The sequence below is a fragment of the Micromonospora sp. DT63 genome (assembly GCF_049841615.1).
Lineage (GTDB): Bacteria > Actinomycetota > Actinomycetes > Mycobacteriales > Micromonosporaceae > Micromonospora.
Map to the genome: position 1 here is coordinate 516078 of NZ_JBNCKQ010000004.1, position 12560 is coordinate 528637.

Consider the following 12560-nt stretch of genomic DNA (forward strand, 5'->3'; position numbering starts at 1 on the left):
TCATCGTTCCTCCGGCTCGGCCGCTGTGGGGTCGGCGGTGGGATCCGCGACCAGCAGCCGGTCCAGGTCGTCGGTGCTGACCTCCTCGACCAGTTCGACGCTGATCCGGCAGCCGTCCAGCACGACCTCGGCGACGGAGGAGCGGCGAATCTCCCCGCCGGCGTCGTAGACACGGACGCTCAACTCGGGGCAGCCGAGGTGGGTACGCCAGGCGTTCCACTCGGTGCGGTCGCCCACGCTCAGCGACAGGTATCGGCAGCCTCGGGCGAGATAGAGGCGCCACGGGGCACTCAGCCCCGCGGCCACTCCCTCGGCGATCAGCCCGAAGGCCTGGGCTCGGGTGGCGAGCTCGGTCACCACACCCCCTCGGCACCGGGGGCGTGACGCATGTGAGCACCAGTCGTCTCATGCACGTGACACACCGTAGATTGTCCCATGAGCGTGACAGTATCAGCTTTTCGTCCTCTTACATTCGCCACTACGGGCATCTATTCTGCCCGGGTGACACCCCTCCAGAGCGGCGCTGGATCGTTTACCACGAATCCGAGAGAGCCGTCACGTCAGCGTGACAGCAGCGTGCCTGGGCGTACGCCCGAACCAGGCTGGTCGTACCGTCACGGGGTGACCGAGACGGCCAATGCGCGAAAGATCGCCTTCGCCACCTTCGTTCGGCGTGCCCTCGACGAGGCGCGGGCGACGCGGGCCTGGAGCGGCACCGAGGTGTCCCGACGTACCGGCGTCTCCCGGCAGACCATCAACCGGTGGGTCCGTGGAGACTGGGCCAGCGACCCCGAGGCCGAACGCGTCGTCGCCTTCTGCGAGGGCCTGGGCCTGAACCCCGCCGCCGCCTTCGCCGCGCTCGGCTGGGACCGCACCGCGACCGGCCCGCGCGCCGGCCAGCCGGCCCCACCGATGGACCCGGACGTGGAGGCTCTGCTGCGCCGCCTCGTCGACCCGAACGTGTCGGACGCGGAGAAGTTCCACATCCGCGAAACCATCAGATATCTCGCATACCGCCCAACGTTGCCGGTCGATGTCCGAAATAGAGGCAATCAGGCAGGCTAGTTCCTCAGATGGCGAAAGAACGCCTGGTCAGGTTCATTCGTTTCGCTCCGGGGTCGGAACGGGCACGCTAGCGTCCGTACTCGTACTGCTTGGGCTCGTCATCGGCGGGGGGACGGGACAAGGCCGAACCCAGCCCTGCGGGACATAAGGAGGGGTCTGTCCATGACCCTGAAGTGGTGGGCAGTCGTGGTCGCCACGGTGTCGATGACACTGTGGGCGACCGGCAACGTGGTGACCCTCGCGGTCAACGGTGGGCAGCTGCCGCTGCCCGTCAACCTTCTCGCCCTCATCAGCGCCGGCACGGCGGTCATCCTGGCCGTCGTCGCGGAGCTGCACGAGCGGCTCAACGACCGGATCAGCGCACTCACCGAGTTCCTGGTGGCACGACTCAACGAGATCGAGACCCGCACCGGGGACCGCAACACCGGCTTCGTGGAGGGCTACCTGCTCAGCCACGGGCAGGACGCTGCGGTGGTGCCATTCGGACGCCGCGGACGGGGAGCCGCCGAACGCTGATCGCGCGCCGCCGAGCGGTGGTGCTCGGCCAGGAATGAGCCCTCAACGCCGGGGTACGCTGACGCGCGTGCCACCGTTGAATCTGGGCAACCACCAGCCGAGGACCCCGTTGGACGCCGATCAGGCATGGCAGTTCACTGCCGGCCGGGCGGCGGGGACCGTGCTCTTCTTCGACTTCGACGGCACACTCGCGCCCGTCGACGACGACCCGACGGCGGTCCGCCCCGCACCCAACGCCCTCGCCGCGATCGAGGCGCTGGCCCCGATGGTGCAGCGGATCGCGATCGTCTCCGCGCGGCCCGTGGAGTTCCTCCGGGACCGCCTCGGCGAGCTGAGCGGCGTCGACCTCTACGGTCTCTACGGGCTGGAGCACAGCCACTCCGGTGGCGAGACCGTCACCGAGCCCACCGCCCTGCCGTGGGTGCCGACCATGGCCGAGCTGGCCGACCTGGCCCGGGCGGAACTGCCACCCGGCACGCTCGTCGAGTTCAAGCGGCTCTCGGTCGCGCTGCACTGGCGTACCGCGCCGCAGCTCGGCGCGACCGTGCAGCAGTGGGGTCAGGCGCAGGCCGACCGGCTGGGGCTCCGGGTGCAGGCCGGGCGGATGGTGCTGGAGCTCAAGCCGCCCGTCGACCGGGACAAGGGAATGGTGATCGGCGAGGTGGTCCAGGGCGCCACCGGCGCCTGGTACTTCGGCGACGACGTCTCGGACATCAAGGCGTTCGCGGCGCTACGCGCCCGCGCCGAGGCGGACCCGGACTTCTTCGGCGTCTGCGTGGCCGTCGCCAACCCGGAGACCGGTCAGGAGGTGGCCAACGCCGCCGACCTGACCATCGAGTCCCCGGCCGCGCTGGGTGACTTCCTCACCCGGGCCCTGACCCGGCTGCCCTGACCCGGCTGCCCTGACCGGGCTCGCCTCCGCCCGCAGCAGGGCTCAGGCGCCGTACCGGCGCTGGCGGGTGGCGTACGAGCGCAGCGCGCGCAGGAAGTCGATGTGCCGGAAATCCGGCCAGTTGAGCTCGCAGAAGTAGAACTCCGAGTGCGCGGACTGCCAGAGCATGAAACCGGACAGCCGCTGCTCCCCGCTGGTGCGGATGACCAGGTCGGGATCGGGCTGGCCGCGGGTGTAGAGGTGCTCGGCGATGTGCTCGACGTCCAGCACCTCGGCCAGCTCCTCGATCGTGCCGCCCGAGGCGGCGTGCTCCAGCAGCAGCGAACGGACCGCGTCGGTGATCTCCCGTCGGCCGCCGTAGCCGACGGCGATGTTGACCTCCGCGCCGCCGCTGCGGTCCCGGGTGCGCTCCTCCGCGCCCTTGAGCGCCGCCGCCGTCTGGGCGGGCAGCAGATCAAGCGCGCCGACGATACGCAGCCGCCAGGGGTTGCCCTCCTCGGCCAGCTCCACCACCAGGTCCTCGATGATCTGCAGCAGCGGGTCCAACTCGCTGGCGGGACGGCGCAGATTGTCGGTGGCCAGCAGATAGAGGGTCACGTGCCCGATGCCGGCCTGGTCGCACCAGCCGAGGACATGCTTGATCTTCGCCGCGCCGACCCGGTGCCCGTCGTTGGGGTCGACGAAGCCCATCTCCCTCGCCCACCGGCGGTTGCCGTCGCACATCACCCCGACGTGTCGGGGCACCGGCTTGCCCGCGAGCTTCGCCGTGAGCCGGCGCTCGTACACGGAGTAGATAAGGTTCCGCAGCGTCATCACCTAGCAGCGTAGCGACCCGCCAGCGGGATCACCCCTTCGGAGGCCGATCCCCGCCGGACAGTTCGATGCCGATCATGCCCAGCGTACGGGCGGTGAGCCGCCCGTCGCCCAGCCCCAGCTCGACCACATCGTCGAACACACGGTCGTCCCGGCGGGCCGCCCGGACCGCCGCGTCGACCACCCGCCGCCGTCGTGCCAGCCACGCGGCGACCGAGCTGTGCCGCAGGTGGGTGCCGAGGCGACGACGCAGACCGAGGGCGTAGCGCCGCGCCGCCGCCTCGGGCGCACGGGCCGCCGCGGCGCCGGCCAGCGCACCGGAGAGCAGCGCGTAGAAGATGCCCTCCCCGGTGAACGGGTTGATCAGCGACAGGGCGTCACCGGCCAGCAGGGTGCGGTCCCGACCCGGTGCCGGCCGGTGCGTGGACAGCGGCAGGTGGTGGGCGCGCAGCGCGGTCACCGTCGACAGGTCCGTGCCGGGCAGCAGCGCGGCCAGCCGGTCCAGCAGGTACGCCCGGCTCAGAGGCTCGCCGCGCAGCACCTCCCCGTACCCGACGTTCGCCCGCCCGTCGCCGATCGGAAACGACCAGGCGTACGCCGGCCAGCGTGCCTTCGACGTGACGATGAGCTGCTCGGGTGGGCCGGGCAGCGCCGGGGCGTACCCCCGGATGGCCAGCGCCAGGTGCCGGTCGGGGTTCACCGGGTGGCCGAGTGCCCGGCGCACCACCGACCCGGCGCCGTCCGCACCCACCACCACCCGGCCGGACAGCTCCCCGTCGAGCACCACCCGGTCGGAGCGCGGCTGGACCCGCCGGACGTTGTGCCGGCGCAACTGCGCCCCGGCGGCCACCGCGGCCGCCACCAGCCGCGCGTCGAAGACCTCCCGAGGCACCGTGTACGCGGGCCGGGGCAGCGCCCGAGCGACCGCCTGGCCGCCCGGGGAGACCATTCGCAGCGCGGGCAGCGCGGCGTAGCCGGCCACCGCCTCGGTCACGCCCAGCTCGGCGAGCACGTCCACCGAGTGCGCGGCGATCCCGTCGCCGCAGGCCTTGTCCCGAGGGAAGTCCGCCCGGTCCAACAGCAACACACTGGCGCCCGCCCTGCGCGCCGTCAGCGCCGCAGCCGCCCCGGCCGGCCCCGCCCCCACCACCACCACGTCGAACTCGTCGCTCACCGTGCGCCTCCCTCCGACCGGGGCGGCGCGGGCTCGTACCCGTCCCGCCCGGCGATCACCTGGGCCATCGACACCGGCCACGGTGACCGACATCACCCGCCATCCTGCCCCCTCGCGGCCCGCCCGCGCCGCTGCCGCACGGCCGCTGCACGGCCGCCGCACGGTCGGGCCGCCCCGAAGCCGAACGACCCCGCAGCCGAACACCCCCCAAGCCCCCTCGACCCCACAAACCCTGGACCGGCGGCCACCTCGCGCGGCCATCAACCGCCGGCCCGCAACCGGCGGCCCGCAACCGGCGACGACGAGGCAGCGGCCCTAAAGCGGAGGCTCGGACCTGCGGAGGCGCGGCGCGGACCCGCGGGCGCGCGGACCCGCGGGCGCGCGGACCCGTCGGCGCGCGGACCCGTCGGCGCGCGGACCCGTCGGCGCGCGGACCCGTCGGCGCGCGGACCCGTCGGCGCGCGGATGCGCGGATGCGCGGACCCGTGCAGGCGCGGACCTGCGGACGCGCGGACCTGCGGATCCGTGGATCCGGAGCGGCACCCTGCCCGCCTGCTGCGTTCCCTGTCGAGCTGCCCCGCTGGTGGGGCGGAGTGCCTCCGATGGCTCGACGTCAGGCATTGATCGACTCGGGATCGCCGATATCGGGGTGTCCAGGGCGCCCGGTCACCCCGATATCGGCGATCTCGAGTTGATCATGGCCGGGAGCCGCGGCCGCGGCCCACCCAGGCGCCAGTTCCCCCCACTGCCGGAGCGCCCTGCAGGGGCAGCGGAGCGCCGGCCCACATCCGGTGCAGCTCGACAGCACCCGCCAACACCGCCAGCCGCAGGGCCGGGCCAGCCCCAAACCCGGTGCAGCTCGACTGCACCTACCGACCCCGCAAACCCCGCCAGCCACGCCGAGCCCCACACCCAGGGCCAACCGACAACACCCGCCGACACCGCCAGCCACAGGCCAGCCCCACACCAGGCCAACCCGTCAACACCCGCCAACCCCACCCACCCCAGAACCAGCCCACACCCAGGGCCAACCCTCACAACATCCACCGAGCCCGTCAGTTCGCGCAGCGCGCGAACGGGGGCAACCCGGCGGGGCTTTCTAGACCGGGGCGGCGGCGTCTGGGGCGCGGGAGGCCCGGCGCAGGCCGTACAGGGCCAGCGCGGCGGCGGCGAGCAGCGGGGCGCCGTCGCGGATCAGGCCGTCCACGCCCAGCAGCCACCAGCACAGTGGCAGGTCAACGGCCAGCACGGCCAGCGTGACGACGACCAGCAGGCCCCGCGCCCAGTCCTTGCCACGCATCAGGAACGCGGTGCAGAACAGCACCGCGTAGCTGGCCGCGATGCCGGCGCCGAACCAGAACAGCACGGCCGGTACGGCGGACAGACGATCGTCCAGGATCGCGCCTCCGGCCACCAGCGCCGGCACCAGCATCAGCGGGCTGTAGGTGAACGCCGCGACCCGGCTGGTCAGCAGCCAACCGCTGGCCTGCGGCCGACGCGGCGGGATTTCGCGCCAGGAGATGCCGGCCCGGTCGATGACCAGCCGGGGCCGGTGTCGGACGAGATGCCCAGCGAGCGCCGACGAGCGGTAGAGCATCCACACCACAGCCACACAGAGCGCGGTGAGCAGGGCGAAGCCGAGCAGCCCGGGCAGCGGCGGCACGCCCTGCCGGGGCACGATCAGCCGGCCGACGGCGAAGATCGTGGTGACCGCGAGGATCAGCCCGAACGGACGGGCCACCGTGCGGCCCCGGCGGACGTGCCCGATCAGCAGCAGGAAACCGAACGAGCGCAGCATCGCCCAACCGGTGCGCACGGCCAGGCCGAAGCCCTGCTCCGGGGCGTACCACCAGTTGAGCAGCTCGACCACGACGGTCGCCGCCGCCGTCGTCGCGAGCAGGAAGGTGAGCACCCGGACGGCGGACGGCCGCCGGACCTCGGTCTCGGCGGCCGTCCTCATGGGATCCGTTGTTGCCCGCGGCGGGCGATGTTCACACCTAGCGCTGCGGTTGTACGGCGTCCAGGCGGGCGCGCAGCGCGTCCAACTCGGCCCAGAGCACGCCGGGCAGCTTGTCACCGAACTTCTCGAACCACTCGGTGATCAGGGGCAGCTCGTTGCGCCACTCGTCCGGGTCGACCTTCAGCGCGATCCGGACGTCCTCCGGGGTCATGTCCAGGCCCTCGACGTCGAGCGCGTCGGCGGTCGGCACCATGCCCACGGGGGTCTCGACCGCGTCGGCGGTGCCCTCGATCCGCTCGACGACCCACTTGAGCACCCGGGAGTTCTCCCCGAAGCCCGGCCACAGGAACGAGCCGTCCGCGTCCTTGCGGAACCAGTTCACGTAGTAGATCTTCGGCAGCTTGGCCTCGTCGCCGTCGGCGCCCTTGCCCATCTCGATCCAGTGCCGGAAGTAGTCACCGGCGTGGTAGCCGATGAACGGCAGCATCGCCATCGGGTCCCGACGGACCACGCCAACCGCGCCGGACGCGGCGGCGGTGGTCTCCGACGAGAGGGTCGCGCCCATGTAGACGCCGTGCACCCAGTCGCGGGCCTCGGTCACCAGCGGGATGGTGTCCCGGCGGCGGCCACCGAAGAGGATCGCGTCGATCGGCACGCCGTTCGGGTCGAAGTACTCGTCGGCGAGGATCGGGCACTGGGTGATCGGGGTGCAGAACCGGCTGTTCGCGTGCGAGGAGAGGCTGTCGCTCTCCGGCGTCCAGTCGTTGCCCTTCCAGTCGATCAGGTGCGCCGGAGGCTCACCCATGCCCTCCCACCAGACGTCACCGTCGTCGGTGAGGCCGACGTTGGTGAAGACGGAGTTGCCCCGGTCCAGCGTCCGCATGGCGTTGGCGTTGGTCTTCCAGTCGGTGCCGGGCGCGACGCCGAAGAGGCCGTACTCCGGGTTGACGGCGTAGAGCCGGCCGTCCGGGCCGAACCGCATCCAGGCGATGTCGTCGCCGATCGTCTCGACCTTCCACCCCGGAATGGTCGGCTCCACCATGGCCAGGTTGGTCTTGCCGCACGCGGACGGGAAGGCGCCGGCGATGTGGTGGACCTTGCCCTCCGGCGAGGTGATCTTGAGGATGAGCATGTGCTCGGCGAGCCAGCCCTCGTCCCGGCCCATCACGCTGGCGATCCGCAGCGAGTAGCACTTCTTGCCGAGCAGCGAGTTGCCGCCGTACCCGGAGCCGTACGACCAGATCTCCCGGGTCTCCGGGAAGTGCGAGATGTACTTGGTCTCGTTGCACGGCCACGCGACGTCCTGCTGACCGGGGGCGAGCGGGGCGCCGATCGAGTGCAACGCGTGCACGAAGTCCGCGTCGTCCCCCATCGCGTCGAGGACCTTCGCGCCCATCCGGGTCATGATGCGCATGGACGCGACCACGTACGGGCTGTCGGTGATCTCGACGCCGAACATCGGGCTCTCGGCCTCGACCGGGCCCATCACGAACGGGATGACGTACATGGTGCGCCCGCGCATCGAGCCGCGGTACAACTCGGTCATCGTCCGCTTCATCTCGGCCGGCGCCATCCAGTTGTTGGTGGGGCCGGCGTCCGCCTCGTCGACAGAGCAGATGTAGGTGCGCTCCTCGACCCGGGCGACGTCCGTCGGGTCGGTGCGCGCGTAGAACGAGTTCGGCTTCTTCTCGGGGTTCAGGCGGATGAGGGTGCCGGCCTCGACCAACTCATCGGTGAGGCGACGCCACTCCTCGTCCGACCCGTCCACCCACACGACCCGGTCGGGGGTGGTCAGTTCTGCGACCTCACGGACCCAGGCAAGCAGTTTCGGATGGGACGTCGGGGCCTGATCGATACCCCGCACTACAGCCGGAGCAACCATGACACATCTCCTTGTGGTCGACGCTGACCGATCTATGGGATGCACGAGTCTCAGCGACGCCATGCGCCGCCTTCGTGGAAACCTGGGATTGGCCTCAGCGTAAACCGGGCAGCCTTCCTAGTCAGTGGGACTGGTTGTGAAGAACTGCACAAGGTACGGCGACGCTGCGGCATCACGATCTGATACCCGCTTTCCTGCGCAGTTTCACGCAAATCTTGTCGTGCACCCCGGTCGACGCGCTTTGCGGTCGGGCCGCCAACCCGCCCGGCCGACCGGTGCGGGGATTCCCGTTCCGGGGCGCGTCAGTCCTCCCCCTTGGTCACGCTGCGTTCACCTGCTACGTACCGGGTGAAAGGGCCGGCACGGGCGACGATGTCCGGTCGCCGTTGCTACCCCGCCGACTGGCCGACAGCCGGTAGGCTCGCCCCGTGGCCGCCACGATGACCGGGGAACAACCGGGTCCCCGGCAGACCCGACCGGGTCTGGTCCGCGGACTGCTCGACCGTTTCGGTCACCTCGTGCGCGAGCTGAGCAAGTTCGCCACCGTGGGCGGGATCGCCTTCCTCATCGACTTCGCGCTCTTCAACTACCTGACCACCGCGCGCGGCATGGAGCAGGTGACGGCGAAGACGATCTCGACAGTGATCGCGGCGACCTTTGCCTTCCTCGGCAACCGGTTCTGGACCTGGCGGCACCGCCAGCGCAGCAACCCTGCGCGGGAGTACGCGCTGTTCTTCTTCTTCAACGCCGTCGGCCTCGGCATCGCGGTGGCCTGCCTCGCGATCAGCCGGTACGGGCTCGGCAGCATCTGGCCGGCCGTGTTCCAGACCCAGCTCGCCGACAACATCGCCAGCTTCATCGTCGGCACGGGCCTCGGGACGCTGTTCCGATTCTGGTCCTACCGGCGGTTCGTCTTCGTCGAAGCGGGAACTCCGATCGTTCCGCAGGTGGAGCACGACCGAGACCACGGTGCGTGACCTGCCGCCCACCTCGTCCGGCCGGTGATCGCCGGCTTCACCGACTGCCCTAAGGTGTTTCGCATGCGTCTTGTCCGTCTGCTGCCTGAGCGTTGGCAGAAGTTCATCAACGAGGCGCTCAAGTTCGGCATCGTCGGCGGCATCAACACCGTCATCAATTACGCGGTGTTCAATGTCCTTGCACTTACCGTTTTCGTCAACGGTCAGTTGAAGGCGACCGTGATCGCGACCGTCGTCGCGACGATCACGTCGTATCTGATGAATCGCCACTGGACGTACCGGGATCGCCCGAAATCGGCGCTTCGTCGGGAGTACGTCCTGTTCTTCCTGTTCAACGGGGCCGGCCTGCTCATCGAACTGGGCGCCGTGGCCGCGGCCAAGTACGGGCTCGGCGTGCACGGCCTGCTGGGGCTGAACGTGGCCAAGACCGCAGGTGTGCTGCTGGCCACGCTGTTCCGCTTCTGGTCGTACCGGACCTTCGTCTTCCAGCCCGTCTCGCCGACCGAGGACGAGACCAAGGCCGAGCCCACCTGGCACGACATCCCGCGCGACGAGTGGGACACCATGGCCGAGATGGACCCGGTCGCCGAGCTGGCCGAATCCGTCTCCGAGTTGGAAGAGGCGCAGTCCAGTGACCGCCCCGACCCGACACCCGGCCCGACCGGCGCCGCTCCCGCCCAGCAACGGCCCACACCGTTGACCGCCGGCCTCCCCGCCGACCTGGACGCGGAACTCGCCGCGGAGCTGCACGCCGGCACCCGTCGCGCGCCCCGCCGGTGACGCCTCCCGCCATCCGCTCCGGCACCGGGGCGCCCGCCGCGCTGTTCTTCGAGGATCTCGTCCCGGGGCTCACCGTGGACCTCGGGACCGTGACCGTGGACGGCGACGAGATGCTGGCCTTCGCCCGCCGCTTCGACCCGCAGTGGTACCACGTCGACCCGCAGCTCGCCGAGGCCAGTCGGCACGGCGGAGTGATCGCCAGCGGCTTCTACACGGTCAGCCTGTTCATGCGGGCGTACGTCGATCACCTGCTGTCCCGCGCGGCGGCGGACGCCTCCCCCGGTCTGGAGGAGTTGCGGTGGCTCGCCCCGGTACGCGCCGGGGACCGTCTCGCCGTCCGGGTCGACGTGATGGGCGCCCGCCCGTCGGCCGCCCGTCCCGGGCTCGGCACCGTCATCCTCACCGGCACCATGCTCCGCCTCGGCCCGGACAACCGGCCCGAGCAGGAGGTGCTGCGGACCCGCTTCCGTGGCTGGTTCGCGCTACGCCCGGTCGGGACGGACCCCGAGGCCACACCCGCCGAGAGCGGCCCGCAGAAAAGCGGACCAGCCGAGTCCGGACCGGCGGAAACCGGGCCAGCCGAGGCCGGATCCCCAGCCGAGGCCGGATCCCCAGCCGAGGCCGGATCCCCAGCTGAGGCCGGATCCGCGGATGGCGGGCCAGCCGGGGCCGGACCGGCGGAGGCCGGGCCGTCCGAGGCTGGGCGGCCGTCGGCGGCCGCGGGGCCCGTGGCCGAACAGCACGCCTGACCGTCCCGCCCCGACGCTCGGGCCGGGACGGTCAGCGCTGAACGGGATCAGCTCGTGGTGTCGCGCAGCGGCTTGCCCTCGCGCATGTCGGCGAGGATGTCGCGCATCTCCCCGTCGCCCAGCGAGTGCTTGTCGTGCTGCGCCTCGACCAGCTCGTAGAGGGTGGTCTGCACCCGGCTGACACCCGGCACGTCGGCGAGCACCGACTGGCCGCGCTCGCCCGCCGACTCGATGGTGAGGGTGCCGCAGCCGAGCAGCCGCTCGAAGAAGTGCTGGTTCATCGAGTGGTCGTTGATCCGGGTGAGCGGAAGGTCCCGCCGGTCCCGGGAGAAGACGCCCTGCTGCAACAGCACGCGCTCGTTGGTGAACAGGTAGTGGGTGGTACGCCAGACCAGGAACGGCCACAGACCGAGCCAGAGAACCGCGACCAGGGCGATCACCCCGATCACGGCCAGCGCGATCGAACCACCGCTGCTCTCGGGCAGCAGGAGCACGCCGACCACCACCGCGGCGATGGCCAGCACCAGCACCACGATCGGCCGGATCAGCGCCTTCCAGTGCGGGTGCAGGTGCAGCACGACGTGCTCGTCCTTCGTGAGCACGTCTTCGGGAAACGCCACGACAACCTCCAACGCCATTTACTCGACGCGCAGACGGTAAACCCCCCAAGCCCCACCACAACATCCGCCACGCGGCCCCACCCCACCTTCCGCGATCTTGCACTTTCGGTCGCCGTTACGCGGCCTCTGCCCGTTTCGCCCGGACAGAAACTGCAAGATCGCGGGGCGGTCGGGGCGGGGGCGTGGGGGCGGGGTTAGCGGAGGTGGAGGATGTCTCCGGCGGATACGACGCGGGTTCCGGTGGGGGTGGTCAGTTGGAGCTGGCCGTCGTTGTCGATGCCGGTGGCGGTGCCGGTCAGGTCCTCGCCGTTGGGAAGCAGGACGCGTACCTCGCGGCCGATCGTCGCGCAGGCCGCCACGTACGCGTCGCGCAGGCCGCTGGCCACGGCGTCACCGCCGGCCGAGCGCCAGCGGTCGTACCAGTCGGCAAGTGCCCGCAGCAGAGCCCGCAGCAGCGGATCCCGGTCGGTGGCCGTCGCGCCGGCCAGTTGCAGCGAGGTGGCCGGCAGCCCGGTCGGGTTCACCGGCAACTCGTCGGCGCGCAGGGTCACGTTGAGGCCGACGCCGAGGACGATGGCCGGCGATGGGGCGAACGAGCGCCCGGGCACCGCCTCGGCCAGCACCCCGGCGCACTTGGCGTCGCCGATGAGCAGGTCGTTGGGCCACTTGAGGGTGGCCTCCAACTCGGCCAACCGGGCCACCGCCTCGACCAGCGCGACGCCGGCGAGCAGCGGCAGCCACCCGTACGCCGTGGACGGCACCGCGACCCAGCCGCGGTCCGGCACGGCCTCGCCGGGCCGCAGCAGCACGCTGGTGGCGATTCCGGCGCGCGGCGGCGACTGCCAGACCCGGCCGCGCCGACCACGGCCGGCGGTCTGCCGTTCCGCGACCACCACCAGGCCCTCCGGCTCGCCCGCCGCGGCGGCCTCGGCCACGTCCGCGTTGGTGGAGCCGGTCTCGGCGTGCAGCTCCAGGCGGGCCCACGGCCCGTTCGGCGCGACCAGCGCGCGCCGCAGCCGGGCCGCCGACAGCGGCGGTCGGTCCAGATCGGTGTACGGGGAACCCGGCATCCCGTCAGCCTACGGCGGTGACCGCGGGAGGTACTGAGGCGTACTGCACAGCAGCACCGACC

Annotated in this window: 13 protein-coding genes; 6 read left to right on the forward strand and 7 right to left on the reverse strand. The window is 71.5% G+C overall.

The genetic code is table 11. From position 1 onward, the window contains the following. Positions 1-357 carry a hypothetical protein gene (locus ACLQ27_RS18165; RefSeq protein ID WP_234589126.1) on the reverse strand — a complete coding sequence of 119 codons (357 nt, stop codon included), beginning with the start codon at positions 355-357 and terminating at the stop codon, positions 1-3. Positions 358-621: 264 nt separating this feature from the next. Between ACLQ27_RS18165 and ACLQ27_RS18170 the strand changes: the two genes are divergently transcribed. The 3 genes from ACLQ27_RS18170 (at position 622) to otsB (ending at position 2473) form a co-directional block, all read left to right on the forward strand. After that, positions 622-1065, forward strand: a complete 444-nt coding sequence (locus tag ACLQ27_RS18170; RefSeq protein ID WP_204943358.1) for an XRE family transcriptional regulator — start codon at positions 622-624, stop codon at positions 1063-1065. Positions 1066-1227: 162 nt separating this feature from the next. Continuing rightward, on the forward strand, positions 1228-1581 hold the full coding sequence (locus tag ACLQ27_RS18175) for a hypothetical protein (RefSeq protein WP_234589124.1): 354 nt from the start codon (positions 1228-1230) through the stop codon (positions 1579-1581). Between the two features lie 67 nt (positions 1582-1648). Continuing rightward, entirely contained in the window at positions 1649-2473 is an 825-nt protein-coding gene (gene otsB / locus ACLQ27_RS18180) for a trehalose-phosphatase (RefSeq protein ID WP_234589122.1), read from the forward strand. 42 nt (positions 2474-2515) lie between these two features. Here the strand turns inward: otsB and ACLQ27_RS18185 are convergent, their stop codons facing one another. From ACLQ27_RS18185 to ACLQ27_RS18200, 4 genes are all read right to left on the reverse strand, one after another. Then, complete coding sequence (locus ACLQ27_RS18185; protein ID WP_234589120.1) at positions 2516-3286, reverse strand: isoprenyl transferase; 771 nt, start codon at positions 3284-3286, stop codon at positions 2516-2518. A 31-nt stretch (positions 3287-3317) separates the two neighbouring features. Then, entirely contained in the window at positions 3318-4460 is a 1143-nt protein-coding gene (locus ACLQ27_RS18190; protein WP_425867744.1) for an NAD(P)/FAD-dependent oxidoreductase, read from the reverse strand. Between the two features lie 1099 nt (positions 4461-5559). Beyond that, positions 5560-6420, reverse strand: coding sequence for a hypothetical protein (locus ACLQ27_RS18195; RefSeq protein ID WP_357573312.1), 861 nt, complete (start codon positions 6418-6420; stop codon positions 5560-5562). A 37-nt stretch (positions 6421-6457) separates the two neighbouring features. Further along, the gene (locus ACLQ27_RS18200) at positions 6458-8302 is read right to left on the reverse strand and encodes a phosphoenolpyruvate carboxykinase (GTP) (RefSeq protein ID WP_234589116.1); all 1845 of its coding nucleotides are present in this window, start codon (positions 8300-8302) and stop codon (positions 6458-6460) included. 440 nt (positions 8303-8742) lie between these two features. Here ACLQ27_RS18200 and ACLQ27_RS18205 point away from each other — a divergent pair, with 440 nt between their 5' ends. From ACLQ27_RS18205 to ACLQ27_RS18215, 3 genes are all read left to right on the forward strand, one after another. Continuing rightward, a complete protein-coding gene (locus tag ACLQ27_RS18205; protein WP_255787764.1) occupies positions 8743-9279 on the forward strand; it encodes a GtrA family protein in 537 nt (178 codons plus the stop codon). A gap of 63 nt (positions 9280-9342) precedes the next feature. Next, entirely contained in the window at positions 9343-10059 is a 717-nt protein-coding gene (locus ACLQ27_RS18210; protein ID WP_357494269.1) for a GtrA family protein, read from the forward strand. Continuing rightward, positions 10056-10808 (forward strand): MaoC/PaaZ C-terminal domain-containing protein, encoded by a 753-nt coding sequence (locus tag ACLQ27_RS18215; protein ID WP_425867746.1) that lies wholly within the window; start codon positions 10056-10058, stop codon positions 10806-10808. Before ACLQ27_RS18210 ends, ACLQ27_RS18215 begins: the two co-directional genes overlap by 4 nt. A gap of 47 nt (positions 10809-10855) precedes the next feature. Here ACLQ27_RS18215 and ACLQ27_RS18220 read toward each other — a convergent pair whose 3' ends face one another. Both ACLQ27_RS18220 and ACLQ27_RS18225 read right to left on the reverse strand, forming a co-directional pair. Then, positions 10856-11428 (reverse strand): PH domain-containing protein, encoded by a 573-nt coding sequence (locus ACLQ27_RS18220; RefSeq protein ID WP_234589114.1) that lies wholly within the window; start codon positions 11426-11428, stop codon positions 10856-10858. Positions 11429-11622: 194 nt separating this feature from the next. Continuing rightward, positions 11623-12498 (reverse strand): biotin--[acetyl-CoA-carboxylase] ligase, encoded by an 876-nt coding sequence (locus ACLQ27_RS18225; RefSeq protein WP_234589113.1) that lies wholly within the window; start codon positions 12496-12498, stop codon positions 11623-11625. Between the last annotated feature and the right edge of the window lie 62 nt (positions 12499-12560).

Bases quoted from the DNA above. Each gene is read 5' to 3' on its own strand.
- ACLQ27_RS18175 (WP_234589124.1), top strand. From the start codon at position 1,228: ATGACCCTGAAGTGGTGGGCAGTCGTGGTCGCCACGGTGTCGATGACA.
- ACLQ27_RS18185 (WP_234589120.1), bottom strand. From the start codon at position 3,286: ATGACGCTGCGGAACCTTATCTACTCCGTGTACGAGCGCCGGCTCACG.
- ACLQ27_RS18195 (WP_357573312.1), bottom strand. From the start codon at position 6,420: ATGAGGACGGCCGCCGAGACCGAGGTCCGGCGGCCGTCCGCCGTCCGG.
- ACLQ27_RS18200 (WP_234589116.1), bottom strand. From the start codon at position 8,302: ATGGTTGCTCCGGCTGTAGTGCGGGGTATCGATCAGGCCCCGACGTCC.
- ACLQ27_RS18205 (WP_255787764.1), top strand. From the start codon at position 8,743: ATGACCGGGGAACAACCGGGTCCCCGGCAGACCCGACCGGGTCTGGTC.
- ACLQ27_RS18210 (WP_357494269.1), top strand. From the start codon at position 9,343: ATGCGTCTTGTCCGTCTGCTGCCTGAGCGTTGGCAGAAGTTCATCAAC.
- ACLQ27_RS18225 (WP_234589113.1), bottom strand. From the start codon at position 12,498: ATGCCGGGTTCCCCGTACACCGATCTGGACCGACCGCCGCTGTCGGCG.